This is a genomic window from Sporolactobacillus nakayamae (assembly GCF_900113325.1).
Taxonomy (GTDB): domain Bacteria; phylum Bacillota; class Bacilli; order Bacillales; family Sporolactobacillaceae; genus Sporolactobacillus; species Sporolactobacillus nakayamae.
On record NZ_FOOY01000014.1, the window covers coordinates 1 to 24,049 of the forward strand.

Here is a 24,049-nt window from a genome sequence, read left to right on the forward strand (position 1 = left end):
CGTGGTCTTTCGGTGTATATGATTACGGGCGATAATGAGCGGACGGCTCAGGCGATTGCCAGACAGGCAGGCATTGACCATGTGTTTTCCGAGGTTCTTCCCGAGGAAAAAGCAGCTAAAGTGAAAATTCTTCAAGAAAAGGGACTGAAGGTAGCCATGGTTGGTGATGGAATAAATGACGCTCCGGCATTGGCTACAGCAGATATCGGCATGGCAATTGGCACTGGAACAGACGTGGCAATTGAGGCAGCTGATATCACATTGGTCGGTGGCGATCTGCTTCATATTCCAAAAGCGATTGATTTGAGCCGGAAAACGATGCGGAACATTCGTCAGAACTTGTTTTGGGCTCTGTTCTACAATACGGTCGGCATTCCGGTCGCCGCACTTGGCTTACTTGCACCGTGGGTAGCCGGTGCTGCCATGGCCTTCAGTTCCGTATCCGTCGTGACGAACAGTTTACGTCTGAAACGGGTCAAAGTCTGAAATTGAAAGGTTTTTTGACTGAGAAGCTGTAGAGCATCAAAAAAGATGAAAAGGAGATTGACGACTTATGGCAAAAACGAAGCTTGATGTTAAGGGTATGATGGGAGACCACTGCAAGAATCTGGTGACTCAAACACTGATGGGTCTTGATGGGGTATCTGCTGTCTCTGTTGATCTTAAAACTGGTGAAGCTGCTGTCGACTATGATGAAACGAAAGTACAATGCGACAAAATGAAAGAAGCTGTCGAAGAACAAGGATACGATGTTGTTGGACAGCACTAAATCTGTCCATTCATCTTTAAATAAAAAATTTTCAGTATAAAAAAGGAGATTGAAACGATGGCAAAGACCACACTTGATGTAAAAGGTATGCATTGCGGACATTGTAAAGCCTCGGTTACAAATGCTTTAAAGGGATTAGATGGTGTATCTGACGTTTCTGTGGATCTTGAAAAAGGTAAAGCGTCAGTTGAATATGATGATGCAAGGGTTCAGTTCAGTAAGATGAAGGAAACAGTTGAAGAACAAGGATACGATGTTGTCGGACAGAATTAATTGTTAAGAAGTGCCTCGCCCGAAATGGGTTAGAGGCACTTTTTTAATACCATAAAAGAAACAAGACAATGAATTAAAGTAAAAAAGCGGGTAGCTTTGATGTTTCAAAATCATGTTCAATTCTCTTTTTAGAGAAATATCACTTTTACATGGTTTCTACACATTTAACGTGTAATCTTATTGCAGTAGAGAAGGAGGGGTAGTTGATACAAAACAACAAATGACGAATGTACTTGTCAATAAGGTAGAAAAAGTGTTGGTCACCCTTTTAAGGGGATCCGATATCGACATGAAAAACAATCAGGAGGTTTCATTAAATGTCACTATTTAAAAGACTGCGTGACCTTACCGTTTCAAATATTTATGCTGTGATTGAAAAAGCGGAAGATCCGGTTAAGATGACCGACCAGTACCTGCGTGATATGCAGGAGGACTTACAAGAAGCTGAACGGGGAGTCGCTGCACAAATTGCTCTTGAAAAAAAATTCAAGGCTCTTTACGAGGAACAAAAAGCCCTTGTAGCCAAGCGTGAAGAACAGTCACATCTGGCGGTTGAAACCGGTGATATGGATCTGGCACGAAGGGTCATCGAGGATAAACAAAACGCTGAACAAAAAGTGACTGAATACAAGAAACGTTATGAACAAAATCAGGTCGCGGCAGAAAATCTTCGTCAAAAACTAGATGAGATGCGAAAACAAGTTGCAGAACTGAAAGATAAGCGGGAAACGTTGGTCGCACGTGTTAACGCCGCCGAGGCGCAGAAAAAGATTAATGACACCATGTCTGGCTTTGATTCCAATACAGCGATGGCCGGACTGAAACGTATGGAAGAAAAAACATTGCAGCTAGAAGCCGAGGCGGAAGCAAGCGGGGAAGTCTATAAAAAAGAAAAATCCATCGATGAAGAGTTTGAAAATTTGGGGAAGGACAAGAAGGTCGAAGATGAACTGGCACAGCTCATCGAACAGCATAAAAAATAAGGGATAACAATAGGCAAATCAATGAGCCGGCACGCCGAGAAAATTACAAAAGACGGCTGTCGGTTTTATTTTTGCAAGTTGAAAGGAGATAAAAAATGTCCCTATTTCATCGAATCATCAATTTAGTAAAGAAGCCAGAACCACCGATTGAAGAAAAAACTCCTTACACTTTATCTATTGGTGATATTGTTGATCTTTCACTTAATAGTTATACCGTTGCGGGTCGAGTGTTATTCCCGCAACGCCAGGAAGCTTTTTTTACGATAAAGGATGGGAGTACGATCAAATATTTACGGGTTGCTAAGAGGGAAAAACTGGAGCTGTCTCTTTATGAAGCGATTGATGGACGTCTGGAAGATATTAATGAGATTCCAACGACCATTGAAATGGAAGGGACATTGTATCATATGGAAGATCAAGCGGTAGGCGCAGCCCATTCTTCAGGTGATACGCCTTTTGCATCCTCTAGTGAACGTTATCTTTGGGACTTTCAATCAGATAACTGGAAACTACTGCGAATCGAATGGCAGGCTGGCCAGATGATGTTGTATGAGGGAGAGGATGTCCTACCAATGGACGTCAGGATCATTCAGTCATGAAAAAAAGGAAGCGTTAAATATGATTAAGCGATTGTCAAACAGCATAAAAATTGTATTGGCTATTGTACTCGGGGCTTCCCTTTTAACCGGATGCTCCGCATCCGGCTCCGGACAGCCAGCCGTTACCGGTGGCTATCCGCTGACCTCCGTATCCAAAAACGGAAATCAGGAGTCTTATATTTATCAGGCTGACAAACAGTCGGTTCCAGAAGTAGCCAAGAAACTAAGCGACCAAAAGAAGCCGGATCAGATCTCAAGAAACGACAACCAGCAAATGTTCCTTGTCTATTCTGATGAATTATATGATCTTCAAAGAGACAAAAAGAACCCCGATAATACCCTGATTGAAGTAAGTAATAAAGAATTTGTTCGCAACAATTACAGTTCGTCGTTTTTGAAGGGCTATCTGTCTGCCGTTCTCTTGGATCGATTGTATCAATTGGGAAAAGGCGCTCTAGGTAATTATCGTGGCTATACGGATGGTAATACAATTCGGCCAACGGTAAAGTATCAGCCCCCTACCGCCAGCGAAAAGAAAACGATCCCTCCAATAACGAAGCAGACAACCGGTTCGATTATTAAGCGTAGCAGCTCCGGGAATAACTCGAACTCGTTTTCAAGTACATTCTCAAGAATAAGGAATAGCGTTACAAAAGATGTAGGACAGGCGATTAATTCGGTTGAGAGAAATACGGGGAAAATCTTGAAATCGGATACGGGTCAAGGAACGAGTAAAGTTTTTCCAAAAAATTCAAGAATTTCAATCCCAAAAAATAATTCTCCACCAAAAGTCAAATTCAAAAGTTTTGGAAGGATCATGAGAAGAAGCAGATAAATTCGATTGTCAATAAATTGATTACAAAACTACGGTTCGCTTTCAATTTAATGGTCGTCTATGAAATTCTGTTCAGGACTAAGCCGTAAAAGAGAGGCTTAGTCCTTTTCCTGACAGAAATACGAATCCACTATTTTTACACTTCTTTAGGCTTATGTGGTTCAGATCAAAATATTTCATATGGGTGTGTGTGCGGATGCATTTCAAAAAATCCAGTGTATTTCAGTCCCTGCTTGCCATCAATCTTGCGTTGTTTATTATTTTCCTGTCAATAGAGCTTGCTCTGCTCTTTAAACCTCTGTACTATTTCGATATTTGGTATCTTGGTATTGACAAGATCGCGGGTATCAACACAGCTAGAATTGTGGAAAACTATAATTACATGATTCAATATCTTTTCGATCCAAGGCCTCAATCCTTTAAGCTTCCATCCCTGCCTTACTCAGTTCGCGGACAAATTCATTTTGGGGATGTCAAAAGGATCTTCACTTCAATTGAGCTGCTCTTTATCATCACAGGTTTAGTTAGTGTGGCTGGCCTGTATTGCGGTATTAAGCATGGAATGATCAGTGTTCTGAAAAAAGCGTCTTTCATTCTTCTGTTCTTCATTATCGTTACTTTAACTGCTTTCACTTTAAACTTTGATGCATCCTTCACTTTGTTTCACAAGGCTTTTTTTAGAAATAATTACTGGCTGTTCGATCCGGTTACAGATCCTGTGATCACGATCCTCCCGGAAGCCTTTTTTCTACATGCCGCTTTATTTATTTTGATGTGGATTGTTATAGGCATGATTTTATTAAGTGTATGTCATAGGAAGTTATTAAAAAAGTGGAAAAATAAGTCCGTTTTCTAATCAAACAATCCATAGGAAGAGATCCAGTTTTTTTTTTTAAGTATCACTGGATTTAAAAAAGAAACTAGGATGTATGCTACGCATGATTTCAATTTGTTAATATATGTAATATGGAAAATTTGCTGTATGATGAGAGAAGGTGATGAGTATGAAGAAATTACAAGTCTTAATGGTGGATGATGACTGGAAGTTGCGCAATTTGCTACGCATCTACTTATCTAAAGAAGGTTTCAATACCGTTGAGGCAGCGGATGGCAATGAAGCGATGCTGAAAATTAAAAATCACTCCTTTGACTTGGTCATCCTTGACGTGATGATGCCCAATATGGATGGTTGGGAGGTGTGCCAGTCGATTCGGAAGACACAATCCGTTCCTATTCTGATGTTAACGGCTCTAGGTGAGACAAAAGAAAAGGTCCAGGGGCTGGAACTCGGGGCTGATGATTATCTGACAAAACCCTTTGATCCAGAGGAATTAATTGCCCGCGTTCATGCGCTGATTCGCCGCGCATCCTCGACCTCTACCGAAAAAACAAATAACGATGTGCTGAATTTTCCAGCACTAACGATTGATAGAGACGGACGCCAGGTTTTTGTTCATGATCAATCGGTGGATTTAACCCATAAAGAATTTGACCTTTTTGCTACGCTGGCCAAAAATAAAGGACGTGTTCTGTCTCGTGAACAGTTGATCGAACAAATATGGGGTTATGATTTTGAAGGGGATGCGCGGGTTGTCGATATCCACGTTAAAAATATCAGAGAGAAATTAAAGAGATCCGGATTAGTCTATAACCCGATTCAGACAAGTTGGGGAGTCGGTTATAAATTTGAGGCAGAGGTCGGAAAATCATGAGTATCAATCGAATCGGGCTGAAATTGGGCGCGGCTGTTATCGTACTGATGATTGTGATTCTCGTATCCTCCGGTCTTGCTGTTGATCGATTGTTCACAAATTTCTATGATGCTCAAATGAAGGACAATACACAGGAAATTGCTGCACACTTTGCAACCATGGCAGAATCCAATGATACTTCTTCACAATCAATGATTCGAGCTTTTGCTAAATTTTCAGATGTAAAGGTCTTCTGGTTGAATGATGAAGGAAGGATTTTGACGCTTCCACGGGAGAAACAGCCGAATCTGTCTTTTATACGGTCACGCGATACCCGGCGCCTGCTATCCGGTCATTCTGTAGCTTTTCAAAACCATGATGTTCATGGAAACCGATTTTATGTTGTAGGTAAACCCATACAAATAGGGGAAACGACTGGGTCTGCGATTTATATTGTCTCTTCCATGAAAAAAATAGACGATTCTTTGCAGAGACTTCGAAATTTGTTGGTGCTTTCTGGACTTGGCGCGTTTTTTCTCGCTTTAGGTATGATTCTTATCATGAGTAAACTGCTTTCTCGTCCACTGCTTCGAATGCAGCAAATGACCGATAAAATGGCAAAAGGAAACTGGGATACAAGACTTCAGGTCGGGAGTCGAGATGAAATCGGTATGCTCGGGCACTCCATTAATGATCTGGCTGCAAGTTTGCAAAGATATCGAGATACGCGGCGAGCGTTTTTCTCAAACATTTCACATGAACTTCGAACCCCAGTCACTTATCTTCAGGGTTATGCTAAAGTTCTGACAGATGGATTAGTTGATTCTGATAAAGAAAAAAAACAGTACCTTTCCATTATATATCAAGAATCCGTTCGTCTCGAACATTTGATTAATGACCTGTTTGACCTCTCGAAAATGGAGGAAGGACAGATCAAACTTAATATGGAATGGATGGATCTGAAGATAACCATAAAAACAGCTGTTCAGAAAGTTAAACTTAAAGCAGAAAGTAAACGACTAAGCTTACAGCTGGATTTACAAGATCAGGTTCCTCTTATTCGAGGAGATCGTAAACGGATGGAACAGGTGCTGTTAAATTTACTTGAGAATGCCATCCGTTATACGGAGAAGGGCAGCGTTCTTGTACGACTGACCGGGAAGAAAGAAGCAACTGTCCTTTCCGTATCAGACACAGGCATTGGTATTTCTAAAGAAGAGTTGCCTTATATCTTTGAACGATTTTATCGAGTGGAGAAATCACGTGCGCGTGAATACGGGGGGACTGGATTAGGCCTGTCTATCGTCAAAAAATACGTTGAAATGCAGGACGGAACGGTTCGAGTTGATAGCCAAATGGGCGTCGGGACTACTTTCACATTGATCTTTACTCATGAAAAAAAGCAGAGAAGGGACGGGATGAAATAATGAAGAAAATTGATTGGTTCTTTTCACTTTTTTTAATTATCGTTGGACTAACCTGCCTTCTCTTCTCAGCCAATGCTTTTGGTCATGAGAGTTTTCTTGCATTTGGGAGGATTTTTTTCAAAGTCTGCATGTGGGTCGCCTGCCCTGTGATCCTCTTTGGCAGCCTGTATTTATGGTTCCATTACAGGAACAAAGAGTAATATGTAAATCTTTTTTTATTTTTTCAACAATTACTCGCCTTCTACATGTTTTCCACACAGATTCCACACATTTCTTTCCTATAATCATTATTGAAGAATGAGAGGAGGAAGAAATCAATGGACTGGTCTTGGCTACTATTACTCGCTTGTCCCCTTATGATGCTCCCGATGATGTTTATGATGATGAAGGGAAATCATTCAGAAACGGATCATTCTGAACATCAAAAAAGCTCGAATGAATTGAACGACCTGAAAGAACAGAATAATCTTTTGCGGGAACAGCTTCAACAGCTTAAAAACAAGGATTAATAATCAAAGTTTACGAGGAGGAATTTTTTATGTCTTGTTGCGGAAATCACAATCATGAAGGTCATCAGTCTGAAAACCATCAACACAGCACACATCAGCATATTCATGAGAAACAGAATGAATTTGACGCGTTAAAAGAACAGAATGATCAGTTGCGGAAAGAACTTCAGCAGCTGAAAAGTAAACAAGCATAACGAGATTGAGGAGGGATTTTTGATGAATTGTTGCGGGAATCATGATCATAACAGTCAGGGTCACGAAAATCAAAATCAGGGAAATGAAAATCATAGTGCTCATGGAACTCATCAACACAATCATAACCTTATGATGGCAGTCTGCCTCATTATTCCAATAGCTGTGATCATTGGTCTGTTTTTCACAGGCGGATTTTCAGGATCAAATAGTTTGCTCATACTCGCGGCTGTACTTATTTGCCCGTTGATGCATCTGTTCATGATGCCGGCTATGATGAAGAAAGGTAATGGACATCATCATTGACTTGAAAAAAGTTTCAATTCGACTTTTCTTTATAGGGACGAAAACTCTATCGGGTTTTTCGTCTCTATTTAATAAGGATCTCATTAATCAGTGCAGATAATAAAACCAGTATGTAAAAAGAGGTGAAATGTAGATTGACAAAATCAAAAGATGAAAAAGCACAACCGGGGACTTTAGCTTGGCAAAAGCAAAAAATAAGAGAAGAATATGTTTGTCCCATTTTAGAAAAGGAAAATGAATCAATGAGAACACGGAGAGGATCTAAACGGAATCTTTTTAACAAAAGAACCGTTAGAACTGAATTTTAATCAGGTGTTGTTAAGCTGAACTCTGCAGATAAGAGTGAAGGGAATACTCTTATCGCTGTGACTTAGAGTTGCCACCGATGTGGCTTTACATAAAGAATTCACATCTCCATCAGATAATTAAATGATGAACGGTGAAAATTAGAGTGACTTTCACTTTTGAAATACAGGGTTCCTTATGCGTGAGTGGAGGAGACGGATGAAACGCGTCTATAGAAATATGATCATTTATGTCTTTATCGTTCTGGTTGTTGCAGGCGTGACCAAATGGCTGACCAGTCCAAACAACATTGTTGAACCGATGTCTTTCAGTACCTTTCAACAACATCTTGCCAAAGGGGATGTCAGAGAACTGACGCTTCAGCCGGATGGGAGTGTCTATACAGCAACAGGCCGCTTGAATAATGGAAAAAAGAATACGACATTTAGAGCCTATGTCCCGGCAAGTGAAAAGGAAATCAATCAAATTACTTCATTGGCTGAACAATCCAATTTGACTATTCAACCAGAAGCAAGTACACCTGGTTGGGTCGTATTTCTTACTTCACTGATCCCATTTGTTCTCATGTTCTTGCTGGTTTTCTTTCTCATGAATCGTACACGTGGTGGCGGCCAAATGATGAGCGTTGGTAAAAGTAAGGCTAAACTTTATAAAGAGGATAATCATAAAGTCACGTTTAAAGATGTGGCGGGTGCGGATGAAGAAAAGCAGGAATTAGTTGAGATTGTCGATTTTCTAAAAGAACCGAGAAAATTTATTGCTTTGGGTGCAAGAATACCAAAAGGGGTTTTACTTGAAGGACCACCGGGAACAGGGAAAACATTGCTGGCTCGTGCGGTTGCCGGAGAAGCGGGTGTTCCCTTCTTTTCAATCAGCGGCTCTGACTTTGTTGAAATGTTCGTGGGTGTCGGTGCTTCAAGGGTTCGTGATTTATTTGAACAGGCAAAAAAAAATTCACCTTGTATTATCTTTATTGACGAAATTGATGCTGTCGGACGCCAGCGAGGAGCCGGTCTGGGCGGAGGAAACGATGAACGGGAACAGACTTTGAATCAGCTGCTTGTTGAAATGGATGGTTTTGCGGCCGATGAAGGAATCATTATCATTGCGGCGACGAACAGGCCGGATATACTGGATCCCGCTTTGATGAGACCAGGCCGTTTTGATCGCCAAATTCCAGTTGGCCGTCCAGATCTGAATGGACGTGAGGCTGTACTTCGAGTTCATGCACGAAACAAACCGCTATCGAAAGATATTGATTTGAATACGGTAGCTAAGTTGACACCAGGATTTTCCGGAGCAGATTTAGAGAACTTGTTAAATGAAGCGGCACTGGTTGCTGCACGCGCCAACAAGATCGTCATTGATATGGAGGATATTGATGAAGCAGTTGAACGTGTCATAGCAGGGGTCGCAAAGAAATCACGTGTCATTTCCAAAAAAGAACAAAATATTGTTGCCTATCATGAATCAGGGCATACAATCATTGGTTTAGCTCTGGATGGTGCCGATGAAGTGCATAAAGTGACGATTATTCCACGTGGACAGGCAGGTGGGTACACTATTTCTTTGCCTAAAGAAGATCGCCATCTAATGACCAAACCGGAACTGTTGGAACAGATCACCGGCTTGCTTGGTGGTCGTGTGGCTGAAGAGATCACATTTGGTGAAGTATCTACAGGCGCTAGCAATGATTTTCAGAGGGCTACAAATATCGCAAGACGCATGGTGACTGAGTGGGGGATGAGTGAGAAGCTCGGTCCTTTGCAGTTTGGAAATAAAGGTAGTCAGCCCTTTCTTGGAATGATGCAAAATGAACAAAATATTAGTGACCAGGTTGCTTACGAAATTGACACCGAGGTGCAGCAAATCATTAAAAGACAATATGCACGTTGTAAGGAATTGCTAGTGGAACACGGTGATAAACTGGAACTGATCGCGCAAACCTTGCTGAAAGTTGAAACACTGGAAGCCGAACAAATTAAGGCATTGTATGAACGTGGAGAATATATCGAACCCAGAAATAATCGTTAAGGCGAGAAAATGTATTAAAATAGTATGTATTTTAAAAGTTCTTTAAGAAAATTACATTAAGATGGACGCTTCGTGAGAAACATAGTGATCCCAACGAAAAGTCAATATTTTTGATGAGGTTATAAATGAAAAAGGTTAAATTGGGCAGATGTCAATTGCTCAATTTAACCTTTTTTTAGATATTAACAGTTTCTACACGTTTTCAACTCAGAATCTACATGATTATCATTTAACATTACTTTATGCAAGAGGAAGTCCCATTGGATATAAAATACTTAAAATAGACACCATGAATGATGGTATAGCATAAGGGATATCTCTTACTAAGAAACAACAGTATAGAAAACAAACTGAGCATTAGATTTTCATTTATTAAATACTTTGGAGGGGAGAATTGAAAATGGAAGCTGAAAAAATACAGCACATGCATGAACATCAAGATCATGAGCATGGGATGATGACCGGTCACATCAAGCCAGAACAAGGTCAGCAAGGAGAATCAACTGAGGAATTAGAATATCGGTCGCTAATGAAGAAATGGTGGCTGGCAGCTACTGTATCTGTTCCTGTTATTTTAGTTTCTTACCCTAATTTATTTCCTGGGTTACGTGAGCTGCTTCCGATGGGAAGCCAGCAACTGTGGTGGGCCAGGTTAATCATGGGAATACTCGCCTTGTTCGTCGTGATCCGAAGCGGTGGTCAATTCTTCGTTGGCACCTGGGAAGGCTTGAAACAGCGCTCCGCCAATATGAACACGCTGATCGCAACCGGTGTTTCGGCGGCGTGGCTCTATTCTCTGGTCGCCCTGTTCTGGCCGCAAATTTTTCCGAGACCTGAAATGGCTGATGTCTACTATGATGTCACTACAGTTGTCACGGCGCTTGTTGTTCTTGGATCGGCGCTGGAAGTAAAAGCTAAAGGACGTTCATCCGAAGCCATTAATAAACTGGTTGCCCTTCAGCCTCAGACAGCCAACGTTGTCAGGGATGGAAAAGAAGTCAAGGTACCGTTAGAGGAAATAAATATCGGTGATCAAATTATTGTCCGTCCCGGTGAAAAGGTCGCCATAGACGGAACCGTTGTCTCAGGAAGTTCAGCTATTGATGAGTCGATGCTGACCGGAGAATCTATACCTGTGGAAAAGAATGAAGGCGATGAAGTTTTCGGAGGGACGCTGAATAAAACAGGAAGTTTTACATTCAAAGTAACCAAAGAACAAAAGGACTCGGCATTAGCCAATATTGTGGAAATGGTGAAGCAGGCCCAGGGATCGCGTATTCCCGTTCAGAAAGTTGTCGATCAGATTTCGTCAATCTTCACTCCGGGTGTCATTATTGCGGCCATACTCGGCTATATCGTCTGGTATGATTTCGGGCCGCAGCCGGGATGGGTATATGCGTTGATTGTTGCAGTGACGACCTTAATTATTGCCTGCCCATGCGCGCTGGGAATGGCAACACCGATGTCCCTGACGACCGGTATTGGAAAAGGAGCGGAAAACGGGATATTAATCCGCTCCGGAGAAGCGCTGCAAATCGCACAGAAACTAAGGACGATCGTCATGGATAAAACCGGCACGATAACGGAAGGAAAGCCTTCACTGACGGATATCGTTCCCCTTGGAAAATTTACTGAGGAAGAACTCCTTCTCATCAGCGCTTCGGTTGAGCAGGGATCCGAACATCCGCTGGCATCCGCTATTGTGGAAAAGGCTAAGGAGAAAGGGTTGACGCCTGTTAAGAGTGAGGGCTTCAATGCGATTCCGGGACATGGAGTTGAAGGAACGGTCGATGGAAAAATGATCTATTTCGGTAATTTAAAACTGATGAAGGAAAAAGGGATTCCTCTGGACGGCTTTAACTCTTATGCTGCCTCGATGGCCGATCAGGGAAAGACGCCGATGTTCCTGGCGATCAATGGGGAAGCCGGTGGCATCGTTGCGGTTGCCGATATCGTCAAGAAGGACTCGCTTTCCGTTATTCATGAATTGAAATCAATGGGCCTGGAAGTCGTGATGATTACCGGGGACAACGAGCGAACGGCCCGCGCGATCGCCAAACAGGTGGGCATTGATCAGGTCCTGGCGGAGGTCCTTCCTCAGCATAAGGCGGAAAATGTCCGCAGGCTTCAGGAAGAAGGGAAGAAAGTGGCGATGGTCGGCGACGGCATTAACGATGCACCGGCACTCACACAGGCCGATGTCGGTATTGCCATTGGAACCGGAACGGATGTCGCCATTGAAGCAAGTGATATCACACTCATTTCCGGGAGCCTGGAGGGGGTTGTTAGGGCTATTAGAGTCAGCCGAGCCACGATGAAAAACATCTACGAAGGTTTATTCGGCGCCTTTATTTACAATGCAATCGGTATTCCCATTGCCTTGGGTGTGCTCTATCCCTTCACGGGCATCCTGTTATCGCCGCTGGTTGCCGCAGCAGCCATGGCGTTCAGTTCTTTAACTGTTGTCCTGAACGCGAACCGTTTGAAACAATTGAAACTTAAATTTAATTAAAGAGGGGAGAATGATTCAAATGAATTGGTTTGTTACAGTTGTTGGACTGTTATTAATTGGTGTGATCGCCTGGTACTTCTGGGGACCGAAAAAAGGAGGAAGCCTTGCGGAAACGAATGCTTCCGGTTTTCAGGAGGCTAAGATCCTGGTTAAAAACGGCTATAATCCGTCCCGTATTGTTGTCCAGAGCGGGAAACCGGTTCGATTTGAGTTTACCCGTATAGAGACAGGAGCCTGTGACGGAATGGTTATTTTTCCTGGATTTGAGAAAAGCGCGACGCTGCCGGCTGGAGAAAAGGTTATTGTTGATCTCCCTCCCATGAAAACAGGATCCTATGACTTTACCTGCCAGATGGGGATGTTCAGAGGAAAGATTATTGTGAAAAACTAAAAAAATAAAACAAGAAACAATGAGCTGGTTTATAGATTATTTATGAAGAGGAGATTTGCTCATGCCTGATGGAAAATACGCGTACGGTCTATGGGGTGCTGTCCTATTCAACATCGTTTTCTTCGGACTGTTTGCTTACTCCGTGTTTAAACCGACGACAAAACGGGACTGGAGAACTTTGGGGGCATTTACAGGGTTTATGGTCGCTTTGTTCAGCGAAATGTTTGGTTATCCCCTGACCATCTATATCCTGACATCTATCCTTGGGAAGAATTATCCAGTTCTTGATCCGTTCAATCATATTAATGGTCATCTATGGGTGGCAGTAGCAGGAGGATCTCCGATTTTATTTGATATTCTTCACCCTTTAAGCAATGTGTTTATTTTTGGCGGATTGATTATTATCGGGATTGGTTGGAGAAAAATACATTCAGGGGAAGGAAAATTAGTCACGGATGGGATCTACCGATTTATTCGCCATCCTCAATACACCGGTTTCGGAGTGGCAATTATCGGTTTTCTGATTCAATGGCCAACGTTAATTACACTCATTATGGCGCCTACTTTACTGATTATGTACAGGAAACTGGCAAAAAGAGAAGAACAGAACATGATTCAAGAGTTTGGTGAGGAATATCTCGAGTATATGAAAAAGGTACCTAGATTCGTTCCAAAGATACATTTAACTAATTTCACAAAGAAGGAAACAAATTAAAAGAAACTGACAGATGATCCTTTTACTATTTATACATGGATTCTTTTAATCATTAATTTTAGTGTGGTAGATTACTCACTCTCTGTGTTCCTCCGTGATTAATTTGAGAAAACATTAAAACATTGAACAAACAATGATGGTAACCGGACCGCTTCACATAATCGACCAAACTTATCTGTGTATCAATGCTGTTCCAAAACGTACTAACTTACACATCCCCCCATCTTCCATAATCAGCACTAAAACCTTCGCCAATCAAGCGAAGGTTTTGTCTTTGATTTTTACTCTTTAACTTTCGCGAGTCGTAAACTGTTCAATGTGACAATTATTGTAGCTCCCACATCAGCTAAAATAGCAATCCATAGTGTTAGCCACCCTGGGAAAATAAGCAATATAGAAATAGCTTTAATAGCTAGTGAGAACGTGACGTTTTGTTTAATAATCGCCAAAGCTTTACGGCTCAATTTTATTGTGTAGGGCAATTTTGTTAAATCATCAGACATAAGGGCAATGTCGGCTGTCTCTAAAGCTGTATCTGTTCCAGCACCCCCCATAGCAATACCCACAGTGGCTTCTGCCAATGCTGGGGCATCGTTCACCCCATCACCAACCATTGCAACCTTTTGCTTCCCACGATAGGACTTAATATAATTTAGCTTTTCTTCCGGTAGCAATTCTGCTTGAATATCAGAAACACCGACTTCTTTTCCTATTGTCTCGGCTGTACTTTTGTTGTCCCCTGTTAACATTACAGTTTGTTCAATACCGGACTGATGAAGTTTTTGGATAACATTCTTCGCTGAATCTCTTAGCTTATCAGCCACAGCGATAAGGGCAAGAATATCTCCGTCCGTTCCAAAAACCATTACTGTTTTCCCTTGCTTTTGAAGGGTTACAATCTGATTATGAATAGCTTTTTTAATCCCATTAGAAAGTGTTTCTTCAAAAAGGTTCGGGCTTCCCACATAGTACATGTTCTGGTTAATTCTAGCCTTGACACCTTTACCAGTAATGGATTGAAAGTCCTCAATCTCAATATCGTTAAATTTCAGCCTTTCTTCCTCAGCCTTCCTAACAATGGCTGAGGCGAGTGGGTGCTGAGATCCTTTTTCAAGAGCCGCTGTTAAGGTTATGATATCTTGTTCGTTTTTATTAAAAGTTACAACGTCTGTAACCTCTGGAATCCCTCTTGTTAATGTACCGGTTTTATCAAAGGCAATAACCTTGAGGGAGCCAGCTTCTTCTAGGTGAACTCCTCCTTTGATAATTACACCGTTTTTGGCAGCATTTCCTATCGATGTGACAATAGCTACGGGTGTAGAAATGATCAGAGCACACGGGCAACCGACAACCAGCAAGGCTAACCCTCGATAGATCCAATCTCCCCAAGAATCTCCCATGAATAAAGGAGGAATCACGGACAACAGGACAGCGAAAATAATAATCGCTGGCGTATAGACTTTTGCAAAACGATCAACAAACGTCTGAGAAGGTGCTTTTTCTGCTTGAGATTCTTCAACTAAATGAATAATTTTAGAAAGAGTTGTATCTTCAACTCTTTTTGTAACTTTGACCTCCAACAAACCTTCTTCATTTAATGTCCCAGCAAAGACTTCGTCATTAATGGTTTTTGTTACTGGTACTGACTCGCCAGTAATAGCGGCTTGATTTAGAGTCGATGTTCCATTAGTCACAACTCCGTCCATAGCCAATTTTTGCCCTGGTTTCACAATCATTGTGTCACCAACCTGAACATCTACAACAGGGACCATCAATTCTTGACCGTTCCGACGAATCAATGTTTCTTTTGGTGCAATTTTCATTAACGATTGAATAGATTGTCTCGCTTTATCTGCTGAATAACTTTCTAACGCTTCACTAATCGCAAAGAGAATAACAACCGTTGCTCCTTCTTCCCATTTACCTATCGCGGCCGCTCCTATAATAGCAATCGTCATAAGAGTGTCCATATCAAAGTCAAGCCGAATCAGATTTTTAAAACCTTCAATGAATAACGAGTAGCCACCGATGATAATAGCCGCTAAAAATCCGATGGTAGGAATCAGACTCAGCTCTCCGTATTGAGTCCCAATAATCCAACTGATTATCAATAGAAAGGCTGAAATGTAGACTTTAAAATTTTCTTTTTGCTTCCAAAATGGTACATGTTCAACAGTTTGTTCTGCTTCATCCCTGACTTTTAATTTTTCAAACGCTCCTGCTTTTTCTAACGCTTCAATGGTTGTGTTTCCAGTAACCATAATCTTAGAAGCGCCAAAATTCACTTTAGCTTCAATCACTCCATCTAACCGCTTTACATTTTTTTCAAACTTGTTCGCGCATTCCATGCAGTCAAACCCTTGAACTCGATATGACTTGACTTGTTGTTCAGACATGAGTTTTCTCCTCTTTTCTGTGCGTCATTGCAATAGAAATTAATTGTTTGATGTGTTCATCATCAAGCGAATAAAATGCCATTTTTCCGTCCTTTCGATATTTTACAAGACCTTGCTTACGGAGAGTGCGTAGGTGATGTGAAGCCGTTGCTATGGAAGAACCAATAATGTTTGCAACGTCACAAACACATAGCTCCTTATCTTGACATAAGGCAAAGACTATTTTTGACCTATTTTCATCAGCAAGCGCTTTGAACAATCGAACAACGCGAGATAGCCCATCATTTTCATTTTTTAAAAGGCCTTGTATGCGATTGACCTTTTCTTCGTCATAGCAATAAATTTCACATGTATCTTTTTCGACCACTAATAGCGACCTCCTTATCATTCAAATATTCATTTGATTATATTATACATCATTTCTTATTTTATTCAAATGTACATTTGAATAAATTTTTTTAGTGTGCTAGAGATGTCAATTATGTGCCATTAACTACAGAAAAATAAGATGATAAAAGATAGATGACTTTTTTTCCTTTGGTCAATCTCCATGACCTTCTTCATTGATATGCATCACCAAAAATTTTTCTATAATCATAACCGAAGTTTATCGTTTCCACATCGTTTCCACACATTTTTGCAATAGGATTCAACTTATAAAGTGATTATTTTTATTAAAAGGGAGGAAGGTTCATGTGGTTTCCAGGACCTGTTTTATTTAGAATCGGACCGATTCCAATTAATACGTTGGGTGCTTCGGTAGCTCTGGCAACGCTCTTTGGTTTATGGTTGATAAATCGTGAGGCCAAGAGGCAAGGTATTCAAGCGGATTACATGGTGGAATTCGCTATTTATTGTGTATTGGGTGGTGTTCTTGGAGCAAGATTGTGGTTTGTTCTCTTCAAATGGCCGTATTACGCTGCTCATCCAGCAGAAATTTTTATGGTTTGGATGGGGGGACTGGCAATACAAGGTGGCATTCTCGGCGGTACTTTAGTAGGAATCTGGCTCGCTAAGAAGCATAAATTGCCAGTTTGGCAGGTAGCCGATATCGTGGCACCAGCGTTAATACTCGGAATGGCGATTGGTCGGATCTCAGATTTTCTTACCGGTGACGCTTATGGTATTCCAAGCGATTCCATCTTAGCTGTTTCCTATCCCCCGGGAACATTTGTCTACAACATCTTTGGTAGCACGCCGGTCCTGCCGATGCCCTTATTTGAGGCCATCGGTGATTTGATCATCTTTGGCTTTTTGCTATTGATTAAATATAGAAAACCATTCCAAGGGTTTCTATTCCTTCAGATGTTAGCACTTTACTCAACATTGAGATTTACTTTAGAGTTCTGGAGAGGAGACAGCCTAAGGACATTACTTAATCTAAAAGTCGCTCAATTGACGGCTTTGGCAACGATTATCTTAGCAATCGGTTTTATGATCGGACGCTATAGACAAATGAAAGCCGCTCATCGAGAGTAACAAAGAAAATTAGAAAATAAAGAAAAGGAGAAGCGGCATGAGGAACAGAAAATCTGGATCAGTTTCAACAAATAAAAAGTCAAATCGAGGGAAAACCTTACTAAAAACCATAGGTTCAGTCCTTTTCGCCATTATTGCTACATCTCATCACTGGCTGCATATACTATTGATTTCTGTCGGCTTAACGTCGATTGGGGCAGTTTTATTTAATATGCCTCCCCTTTTAAAAGTCATCCTGTTGATCATTTCTCTGATCATTTCAATCCGGTTTATTTTCGTAGCGAAACACAAATGGAGACATGAACGCCCGGTCGCATGGGTTTATGCCATCTCTTCAATTCTATCGATCGTGATTGTATTGTCTGCTGTACCGCAGACAATCAACGCAATCATTCAGCCACCTTCAAATACACAGAATCCTGGCAGTATAAACACGCATGACCATAATCATAGTGATATGAATAAATAGTGGTGAAATGATTTTTAGCAAATGACAGATAGACATGGGGTGATTTTCTATTTTTATGAGGAATGTCCGTATTTTCACAATGTGAGAATTGCATCAGTCTCTAAAAGATTGAATGCTAAAAGGTTGGGAAACAAAATGGATTCAAAAATTTATGATGTGATTATTGTCGGAGCAGGTCCTGGTGGCAGTTCACTGGCAGCAAAGCTTGCTGAAGCAGGGCTTCATGTTTTAATTTTAGAGAAGCAAAGTTTTCCGCGTTATAAAGTATGTGGAGGCGGGATTACCAAGAGAGCCCTCCTGAAAATGCCGACTGCTATCACACCGATTATTCGAGATCAGATCACTTCATTTGTCACGGTGGAAGGTAATCATGACATTCAGGAGTTTAAACATAAAACGCCGTTTATTTATATGGTTATGAGAGACGAATTGGATCAACTACTGGCGAAACATGCCGTTGACTGTGGTGTAGAACTGAAAGAGGATTCCTTCGTTAAAAAAGTGGTCGAGTGTGGTGGAGGGGTCGAGGTCTTCACAAGGGATGAGAAATATTCAGGACGGTATTTGGTTGGAGCCGATGGCGTAAACAGTATCGTTGCGAAACAGGTGGGGTTAATGTCGGAACGAAGGAAAGCTCTGGCATTGGAATATGAATTCAGATGTGACCAGGCAACAAACGCAAAATATAAAAACAAGTTTATCATTGATTATACCAGTGTACCTGACGGATATATATGGATATTTCCGAAAAATGGAATTTTATCGGCAGGCATCGGTTCTTACTCGTTAAGTCGGAAATTGATGTCGAAATATTTGCTTTCATTTCTGGACCATCAGGAAATGAGTGGAGATCTGCTGAGCGCGAAGGGATCTTTTTTGTCTGCTGGCGGTACCCGGCAGCCAATCATGACGCAACGAACAGCATTAATCGGAGACGCAGCCGGACTGGTCGATTCATTTGCCGGAGAGGGCATCTACTATGCTTTGTGGAGTGCTGAATTACTTTCTGACCATTTAATAAAGTCGATCAGGGATAGATATAGTGAAGCATTCTTAACCTATCAAAGAGATGTTGATCTGACAATCATGCCCGAACTCAGTACATTGGATCAGTTTGGCCGGAAATTTTACAAAAATCCGAAATTGATGCAAAAGATTGTTTCTCGTTTTCCTAAGTTATTAAGCTTAGTTTTTGATGTATTAGAAGGAAAAAGAGATTATAGCAAACTGTACAAGAAATTCAATATAGTAAAATCGTACGGCCATTTTTTGAATCTGAAAAGCTCTATTTTCACTTGAGTCCATTCTAAAAGACCAATTAATGATATTACCGTCATGATACGGAGTTATGTTTAGGAATAAAGGTTGACCCTGTACTTTGGTACAGGGTTTATATTGTATATGAGGTGAAACAAATGGGGTTACGAATCGGACAGCTGGCCAGCCGAACTTACGTCAACAAAGAAACGATCCGGTACTATGAACGGCTGGGGCTAATTCCAATTCCCTCTCGTACAGCGAAAGGATACCGTATCTATAAGGCTCAAACAGTGGACCGAGTGAATTTTATTAAAAAGTTGAAGAGATTAGGATTTACATTGAATGAAATTGACAAGTTGTTAGGCGTTGTTGACCGCAATGAAGTGAAGTGCAGAGATATATATGATTTTACCGTTAACAAGATTGGTGAGATACAGCATAAAATCGAGGAATTAAACAAACTTGAAAAGATGCTTGTCGATCTGAAAAAAAGATGTCCTGAGAATAAAGAGATTTATGAGTGCCCCATTATTGAATCCTTAATGTGAGAATACGAGGAGGAAATCATATGATAACGTATCGAATGACTGTTCAGGGGATGACTTGTGCCGGGTGTGAAGACCATGTGGCAAGTACTCTGGAACATATTGGTGCAAGAAACATTAAGGTTAATTATCAACGTGGGGAAGCTCTTTTTGGGCTCCCGGTTAGTATTAAAAAGGAGACTGTGGAACGGGCAATAGTTGAAGCACACTATCAACCTGTAAATTTTATGCAGATCCAATCAGAAGGAGATTCTGATAAAGAAGACGACTACGATTACATTATTATTGGCTCTGGCGGTGCGGCTTTTGCTTCAGCCATTAAAGCCAGAGAGTATGGCGCCAGAGTGGCAATGATTGAACGAGGTATAGTTGGCGGTACCTGTGTTAATATCGGCTGTGTTCCTTCTAAGACCTTGCTCAGAGCCGGGGAAATTAATAACCAGGCAAAAAATCATCCATTCAAGGGATTGCACACTTCAGCAGCTGAAGCTGATTTAGCGCAACTGGTTGAGCAAAAAAATGAATTGGTTGAAACATTACGGATCCAAAAGTATGAAAATTTAATTGGAACTTATGGTTTTGAACTTATTAAAGGAGAGGCAAAGTTTGTCAATGAAAAAACGATCGAAGTGAATGGCAGACAACTGACGGGAAAGCGTTTTTTAATCGCCACCGGTGCTTCACCGCTCATACCCGATATTCCCGGATTAAATCATGTGGATTTCTTAACCAGCACAACTTTACTTGAACTGAAAAAGATCCCGAAACGTCTTGCGGTCATCGGTTCCGGTTATGTAGGTTTTGAATTAGGTCAGCTTTTTCATCATTTAGGTACGGAAGTAACATTGATGCAGCAGAGCAATCAATTATTAAAAAAATATGATCCGGAAATATCGGAAACCATAACACGAGCTTTAACACAACAAGGTATTCATTTTATTACCGGAATAAAATTCAAGCGTATCGAACAAGACGGGCAGATAAAGAAAGTCCATATAAAGACTGAGGGTAAGGAACAAGTTATTGAAGCAGAGCAGTTGCTTGTCGCAACAGGACGCAAACCGAACACAGCAAACTTAAATCTGTATTCAGCAAACGTTAAGGTCGGTACCCGGGGTGAAGTCCTCATTGATGAATTTTCCAGAACGACCAATCCACGTATTTATGCAGCTGGGGATGTCACGCTCGGCCCGCAATTCGTCTATGTCGCTGCTTATCAAGGCGGTCTTGCTGCAGACAATGCCGTCGGAGGACTTGGTCAAAAAACCGACTTAGACTTTGTACCGAGCGTTATGTTTACAACTCCATCAACTGCCATGGTTGGATTAACGGAAGAGCAGGCAATAAAAAAAGGCCTTAAGGTAAAAACGTCTGTTCTGCCTTTAAGTACCGTGCCCAGAGCAATCGTTAATCGAGAGACGACTGGTGTCTTTAAATTAGTGGCAGAAGCAAAGACACTCAAGGTCTTGGGCGTCCATATTGTTGCTGAAAATGCGGGAGACGTGATCTATGCTGCGACATTAGCCGTAAAGTTTGGGATGACTGTGGAAGATCTTCAAGATACCCTCACGCCTTATCTCACTATGGCCGAAGGCTTAAGGTTAGCAGCACTCACATTTGACAAAGATATATCTACACTTTCTTGTTGTGCAGGATAACAATGTTAATAATAAAGAAACAAATTAAAGCCGATTTCCCATTTTTCCTTAAAAATGGGAAATCGGCTTTTTCTCATAATTTAAAAAAGTATAACCCCGATGACGATCTGCTTCAAATCAGGATGATGCTGTTTACTGTAGCCATACGTAATGGCAGGTGTCCCGTCCGCCCCATCTGGCGAAGTGTAGCTGCCCTAAAACAAATAGGATGTGGTATCGCTGCGGACACCGGACACCGGGAGACCCGGTTTCTGATAGGCGGAAAGAGACAGGGGTGGAATACACACGCCAGGGGCCGGCCTCGTGCAGGTGATCCAACGCTCGACCGAACGCCGAGAGAGGCTTTCGAACGGATCTCATCCCAATCCGGCAGATGATTGATCGTTTCATTAAATTGGTTTTCTCACAAATCACGGAAATCAACTGAGAAGCACCCACCGACAGGGTGAGCACCTGATCTGTTTCCATGACTTTTTGCCATTTCCGAATATTCATGAACAGCTCTTTCCTTCATATTTATTCCTCAATTTATTTCTATCAATCATCGTATTTAGTGATGTTCATCAACATGTTCTAAATCTTACAACATAATTTGTTTCTACATAGTTTCCACACAAAATCCACACATTTATTGATTATCATTATTTTAATAACTAAACCACATTATAGAGAAATTGAGGAGGTTTCAGATAAAAAAATAAATCGCGATTAATTAATTAAACGAAATAATATTGAGATCGAAACATGTCGAAATTTGTCATATTGAACTGTTACGATATGATTAATGGCTCTAGCGGGGGTCTTTCACCTTAAAACTCCAAAGAAAAGAAAAGAAGCTAAAGGGGAAAGATAGTAGTGAAAAGAAAATATTTACGCACAACAATGATCTTGGGTACAGCGTTTTTGTTGATAACGAGTTATACGGAGAGCTACGCACACGCCACTTCAGAACGTCAATTCAATACGAAACAAAGCTTATCTTCTGAGCAACAGTTGTCGAAGAATGATAGACAACAAGATGTAGCGATAAATAGAATTAAATCATCCGAAAAGCAGATTGAGAAGATAAAAAGAAGTGTAGCAGATAAACAATCTAAACTGGTTGAAAGTGAAGCAATATCCGAATCGATGAAAGATCAGATTGATCGGCTTACCAAACAGATCAGTATTAGGGATAAATTATTAAAAGAACGGATACGTTCCATTTACATAAATGGAGGGGCAATCAGTTATCTTGATGTTCTTCTTGGTGCAGATAGTTTTGGAAATTTTCTGGATCGATTATTCGCCTTGAAATTGATTACTGAAACAGATAACAAAATACTGACTGCTCAAGAGAAAGATAAGAAGGATCAAGTATCAAAACAAAAGATACTAAAACAAGAACTGATAAATCTGAAAAATGGATTGGCAGATCTAAAAAAATTAGAAAATGATCTACTTCAGAAACAGAAAGATCAAAAAAATGAGTTAGCGTTATTAAGAAAAGAAGCATCCAAAATTAAAGAAAAGTCAATGGATAAGAAGGAAGAAAAGGACATTGTAAAGGCTCAAACGAGTTCAGCAGAAAATAGAGCATCGACTTTATCATTAAAAAAGTTATCGTTAAACAAATCAGATTTTATTAATCCTACTCAGGGTTATATCTCATCTGGGTTTGGTAATCGGTCATTTGATAACAGCTTTCATCCAGGAATTGATATAGCTAACAGTGAGGGAACACCAGTTAAGGCTGCAGCTGACGGAGTAGTTTTCAGAGCGTATCAATCTTCAAGTTATGGAAATACGGTAATGGTTTCCCATCAAATTGATGGAAAATTGTATACGACGGTCTATGCTCACCTAAACGCTTATAATGTATCTACAGGTGAACGAGTGACTCAGGGACAAGTGATTGGCGGAATGGGTAATACAGGCGAATCATTTGGGTCTCATCTGCATTTTGAATTGTATATAGGCCCTTGGACTCCACCACCACATAAAGGGGCAGTTAATCCAGTGAGCTATATTCAATAAAAGCCGTTTGAATTTCGATTAGATTTTAGTAGAATACAATTATAAAATCAGGTATAGAATAAAAAATTTTTATACTAAGCTTGTAGATAGAATGAGCTGTACGGTGGTTTTCATCAGTGAGCTCATTATATTATTATAGCCAATTCAGAGGTGTATCTATTTTATTCAATAGTAATTTCGGTTGATAAAATTCTCTGAAGTTGATACAATAGTATTATGATTATTAAACTAACAGAAAAACAAGAAGATGAATTAAGAGTAAAAGTTTTTAAGGCTCTATCGGATCCAATCAGATTGGAGATTATTCGATATTTAAAAAAGGTAAATCGAGGGGTAACTTGTGGTGAAATCGGAGAGATAGTTAAAATGAGTAAATCTGCAGGTTCTTATCATTTTAAAATTCTTCGAGAAGCAGGATTAATTCTTACACGAAAGCAGTCCAGAGAGAAATATGTTTCTCTTAATTATGATATCTTTGATAAATATGTGACAAAATTTCTAGATTCTCTTTGAATTTAGAAATTTTTTGTTTATTGAGAACGCAACTTTCGCAGCTTAATCCTGGTAGGTAAACCCTGATATAGTTGGGTAGTCTGTCAATCTATTGCTGGAGTTGACAGACGATACACTTCTTGATTGTATTTTTGGTTTCGGCTAAATCTAAATGGAAAAGGTCAAGTAGAT

Annotated in this window: 26 protein-coding genes; 24 read left to right on the forward strand and 2 right to left on the reverse strand. The window is 40.7% G+C overall.

The features are described from left to right. The 17 genes from BM003_RS10265 to BM003_RS10340 form a co-directional block, all read left to right on the forward strand. The coding region (locus BM003_RS10265) for an HAD-IC family P-type ATPase (protein ID WP_143128452.1) at positions 1-486 on the forward strand (486 nt) is incomplete at its 5' end. A 67-nt stretch (positions 487-553) separates the two neighbouring features. Next, on the forward strand, positions 554-769 hold the full coding sequence (locus tag BM003_RS10270; RefSeq protein ID WP_093672777.1) for a cation transporter: 216 nt from the start codon (positions 554-556) through the stop codon (positions 767-769). A gap of 57 nt (positions 770-826) precedes the next feature. Further along, positions 827-1,042 carry a copper chaperone CopZ gene (copZ, locus tag BM003_RS10275; RefSeq protein ID WP_093672779.1) on the forward strand — a complete coding sequence of 72 codons (216 nt, stop codon included), beginning with the start codon at positions 827-829 and terminating at the stop codon, positions 1,040-1,042. A 317-nt stretch (positions 1,043-1,359) separates the two neighbouring features. After that, the gene (locus BM003_RS10280; protein ID WP_093672781.1) at positions 1,360-2,025 is read left to right on the forward strand and encodes a PspA/IM30 family protein; all 666 of its coding nucleotides are present in this window, start codon (positions 1,360-1,362) and stop codon (positions 2,023-2,025) included. A gap of 95 nt (positions 2,026-2,120) precedes the next feature. Further along, positions 2,121-2,624 carry a DUF4178 domain-containing protein gene (locus BM003_RS10285; protein ID WP_093672783.1) on the forward strand — a complete coding sequence of 168 codons (504 nt, stop codon included), beginning with the start codon at positions 2,121-2,123 and terminating at the stop codon, positions 2,622-2,624. Further along, a complete protein-coding gene (locus tag BM003_RS10290) occupies positions 2,587-3,459 on the forward strand; it encodes a DUF4247 domain-containing protein (protein ID WP_230459019.1) in 873 nt (290 codons plus the stop codon). The genes BM003_RS10285 and BM003_RS10290 overlap by 38 nt, the downstream gene beginning before the upstream one ends. A gap of 196 nt (positions 3,460-3,655) precedes the next feature. After that, complete coding sequence (locus BM003_RS10295; RefSeq protein ID WP_093672785.1) at positions 3,656-4,315, forward strand: TIGR01906 family membrane protein; 660 nt, start codon at positions 3,656-3,658, stop codon at positions 4,313-4,315. Positions 4,316-4,463: 148 nt separating this feature from the next. Continuing rightward, complete coding sequence (locus BM003_RS10300; protein WP_370646039.1) at positions 4,464-5,171, forward strand: response regulator transcription factor; 708 nt, start codon at positions 4,464-4,466, stop codon at positions 5,169-5,171. Continuing rightward, positions 5,168-6,577, forward strand: coding sequence for a sensor histidine kinase (locus tag BM003_RS10305; RefSeq protein ID WP_093672789.1), 1,410 nt, complete (start codon positions 5,168-5,170; stop codon positions 6,575-6,577). The genes BM003_RS10300 and BM003_RS10305 overlap by 4 nt, the downstream gene beginning before the upstream one ends. A 317-nt stretch (positions 6,578-6,894) precedes the next feature. Further along, entirely contained in the window at positions 6,895-7,086 is a 192-nt protein-coding gene (locus BM003_RS10315; RefSeq protein WP_010025838.1) for a hypothetical protein, read from the forward strand. Positions 7,087-7,115: 29 nt separating this feature from the next. After that, the gene (locus BM003_RS17640; RefSeq protein WP_176557813.1) at positions 7,116-7,280 is read left to right on the forward strand and encodes a hypothetical protein; all 165 of its coding nucleotides are present in this window, start codon (positions 7,116-7,118) and stop codon (positions 7,278-7,280) included. A 22-nt stretch (positions 7,281-7,302) separates the two neighbouring features. Beyond that, the gene (locus BM003_RS10320) at positions 7,303-7,584 is read left to right on the forward strand and encodes a DUF2933 domain-containing protein (protein WP_010025840.1); all 282 of its coding nucleotides are present in this window, start codon (positions 7,303-7,305) and stop codon (positions 7,582-7,584) included. Between the two features lie 134 nt (positions 7,585-7,718). After that, positions 7,719-7,892, forward strand: coding sequence for a hypothetical protein (locus BM003_RS17645; protein WP_155217843.1), 174 nt, complete (start codon positions 7,719-7,721; stop codon positions 7,890-7,892). A gap of 196 nt (positions 7,893-8,088) precedes the next feature. Further along, entirely contained in the window at positions 8,089-9,924 is a 1,836-nt protein-coding gene (gene ftsH, locus BM003_RS10325; RefSeq protein WP_093672791.1) for an ATP-dependent zinc metalloprotease FtsH, read from the forward strand. Positions 9,925-10,324: 400 nt separating this feature from the next. After that, positions 10,325-12,436, forward strand: a complete 2,112-nt coding sequence (locus BM003_RS10330) for a copper-translocating P-type ATPase (protein WP_093672793.1) — start codon at positions 10,325-10,327, stop codon at positions 12,434-12,436. Between the two features lie 19 nt (positions 12,437-12,455). After that, positions 12,456-12,827: a cupredoxin domain-containing protein gene (locus BM003_RS10335; protein WP_010026851.1), complete on the forward strand. Its 372-nt coding sequence runs from the start codon at positions 12,456-12,458 to the stop codon at positions 12,825-12,827. A 61-nt stretch (positions 12,828-12,888) separates the two neighbouring features. Further along, on the forward strand, positions 12,889-13,542 hold the full coding sequence (locus BM003_RS10340) for a methyltransferase family protein (RefSeq protein WP_010027497.1): 654 nt from the start codon (positions 12,889-12,891) through the stop codon (positions 13,540-13,542). Positions 13,543-13,823: 281 nt separating this feature from the next. Here BM003_RS10340 and BM003_RS10345 read toward each other — a convergent pair whose 3' ends face one another. Continuing rightward, positions 13,824-15,938: a heavy metal translocating P-type ATPase gene (locus BM003_RS10345; protein ID WP_093672795.1), complete on the reverse strand. Its 2,115-nt coding sequence runs from the start codon at positions 15,936-15,938 to the stop codon at positions 13,824-13,826. Then, positions 15,931-16,305, reverse strand: a complete 375-nt coding sequence (locus BM003_RS10350; protein ID WP_093672797.1) for an ArsR/SmtB family transcription factor — start codon at positions 16,303-16,305, stop codon at positions 15,931-15,933. Before BM003_RS10350 ends, BM003_RS10345 begins: the two co-directional genes overlap by 8 nt. Positions 16,306-16,631: 326 nt before the next feature. Here BM003_RS10350 and lgt point away from each other — a divergent pair, with 326 nt between their 5' ends. The 7 genes from lgt (at position 16,632) to BM003_RS10390 (ending at position 23,878) form a co-directional block, all read left to right on the forward strand. Next, positions 16,632-17,417 carry a prolipoprotein diacylglyceryl transferase gene (gene lgt, locus BM003_RS10355; protein WP_093672799.1) on the forward strand — a complete coding sequence of 262 codons (786 nt, stop codon included), beginning with the start codon at positions 16,632-16,634 and terminating at the stop codon, positions 17,415-17,417. A 37-nt stretch (positions 17,418-17,454) separates the two neighbouring features. After that, entirely contained in the window at positions 17,455-17,886 is a 432-nt protein-coding gene (locus BM003_RS17650; RefSeq protein WP_177184748.1) for a hypothetical protein, read from the forward strand. Between the two features lie 135 nt (positions 17,887-18,021). Next, complete coding sequence (locus tag BM003_RS10365) at positions 18,022-19,185, forward strand: geranylgeranyl reductase family protein (RefSeq protein WP_093672801.1); 1,164 nt, start codon at positions 18,022-18,024, stop codon at positions 19,183-19,185. Between the two features lie 116 nt (positions 19,186-19,301). Further along, positions 19,302-19,694: a mercury resistance transcriptional regulator MerR gene (gene merR, locus BM003_RS10370; RefSeq protein ID WP_010023125.1), complete on the forward strand. Its 393-nt coding sequence runs from the start codon at positions 19,302-19,304 to the stop codon at positions 19,692-19,694. 20 nt (positions 19,695-19,714) lie between these two features. Next, the gene (merA, locus tag BM003_RS10375; RefSeq protein WP_010023127.1) at positions 19,715-21,349 is read left to right on the forward strand and encodes a mercury(II) reductase; all 1,635 of its coding nucleotides are present in this window, start codon (positions 19,715-19,717) and stop codon (positions 21,347-21,349) included. An 855-nt stretch (positions 21,350-22,204) separates the two neighbouring features. Then, a complete protein-coding gene (locus tag BM003_RS10385) occupies positions 22,205-23,365 on the forward strand; it encodes a murein hydrolase activator EnvC family protein (RefSeq protein ID WP_010024625.1) in 1,161 nt (386 codons plus the stop codon). A 216-nt stretch (positions 23,366-23,581) separates the two neighbouring features. Further along, positions 23,582-23,878 (forward strand): ArsR/SmtB family transcription factor, encoded by a 297-nt coding sequence (locus tag BM003_RS10390; RefSeq protein WP_010024626.1) that lies wholly within the window; start codon positions 23,582-23,584, stop codon positions 23,876-23,878. The last annotated feature ends 171 nt before the right edge of the window (positions 23,879-24,049 follow it).

Excerpts from the sequence above, each read along its gene's own strand:
- BM003_RS10270 (WP_093672777.1), top strand. The coding sequence starts at position 554 with ATGGCAAAAACGAAGCTTGATGTTAAGGGTATGATGGGAGACCACTGC.
- copZ (WP_093672779.1), top strand. The coding sequence starts at position 827 with ATGGCAAAGACCACACTTGATGTAAAAGGTATGCATTGCGGACATTGT.
- BM003_RS10280 (WP_093672781.1), top strand. The coding sequence starts at position 1,360 with ATGTCACTATTTAAAAGACTGCGTGACCTTACCGTTTCAAATATTTAT.
- BM003_RS10285 (WP_093672783.1), top strand. The coding sequence starts at position 2,121 with ATGTCCCTATTTCATCGAATCATCAATTTAGTAAAGAAGCCAGAACCA.
- BM003_RS10290 (WP_230459019.1), top strand. The coding sequence starts at position 2,587 with ATGTCCTACCAATGGACGTCAGGATCATTCAGTCATGAAAAAAAGGAA.
- BM003_RS10295 (WP_093672785.1), top strand. The coding sequence starts at position 3,656 with ATGCATTTCAAAAAATCCAGTGTATTTCAGTCCCTGCTTGCCATCAAT.
- BM003_RS10300 (WP_370646039.1), top strand. The coding sequence starts at position 4,464 with ATGAAGAAATTACAAGTCTTAATGGTGGATGATGACTGGAAGTTGCGC.
- BM003_RS10305 (WP_093672789.1), top strand. The coding sequence starts at position 5,168 with ATGAGTATCAATCGAATCGGGCTGAAATTGGGCGCGGCTGTTATCGTA.
- BM003_RS10315 (WP_010025838.1), top strand. The coding sequence starts at position 6,895 with ATGGACTGGTCTTGGCTACTATTACTCGCTTGTCCCCTTATGATGCTC.
- BM003_RS17640 (WP_176557813.1), top strand. The coding sequence starts at position 7,116 with ATGTCTTGTTGCGGAAATCACAATCATGAAGGTCATCAGTCTGAAAAC.
- BM003_RS10320 (WP_010025840.1), top strand. The coding sequence starts at position 7,303 with ATGAATTGTTGCGGGAATCATGATCATAACAGTCAGGGTCACGAAAAT.
- ftsH (WP_093672791.1), top strand. The coding sequence starts at position 8,089 with ATGAAACGCGTCTATAGAAATATGATCATTTATGTCTTTATCGTTCTG.
- BM003_RS10330 (WP_093672793.1), top strand. The coding sequence starts at position 10,325 with ATGGAAGCTGAAAAAATACAGCACATGCATGAACATCAAGATCATGAG.
- BM003_RS10335 (WP_010026851.1), top strand. The coding sequence starts at position 12,456 with ATGAATTGGTTTGTTACAGTTGTTGGACTGTTATTAATTGGTGTGATC.
- BM003_RS10340 (WP_010027497.1), top strand. The coding sequence starts at position 12,889 with ATGCCTGATGGAAAATACGCGTACGGTCTATGGGGTGCTGTCCTATTC.
- BM003_RS10345 (WP_093672795.1), bottom strand. The coding sequence starts at position 15,938 with ATGTCTGAACAACAAGTCAAGTCATATCGAGTTCAAGGGTTTGACTGC.
- lgt (WP_093672799.1), top strand. The coding sequence starts at position 16,632 with ATGTGGTTTCCAGGACCTGTTTTATTTAGAATCGGACCGATTCCAATT.
- BM003_RS17650 (WP_177184748.1), top strand. The coding sequence starts at position 17,455 with ATGAGGAACAGAAAATCTGGATCAGTTTCAACAAATAAAAAGTCAAAT.
- BM003_RS10365 (WP_093672801.1), top strand. The coding sequence starts at position 18,022 with ATGGATTCAAAAATTTATGATGTGATTATTGTCGGAGCAGGTCCTGGT.
- merR (WP_010023125.1), top strand. The coding sequence starts at position 19,302 with ATGGGGTTACGAATCGGACAGCTGGCCAGCCGAACTTACGTCAACAAA.
- merA (WP_010023127.1), top strand. The coding sequence starts at position 19,715 with ATGATAACGTATCGAATGACTGTTCAGGGGATGACTTGTGCCGGGTGT.
- BM003_RS10390 (WP_010024626.1), top strand. The coding sequence starts at position 23,582 with ATGATTATTAAACTAACAGAAAAACAAGAAGATGAATTAAGAGTAAAA.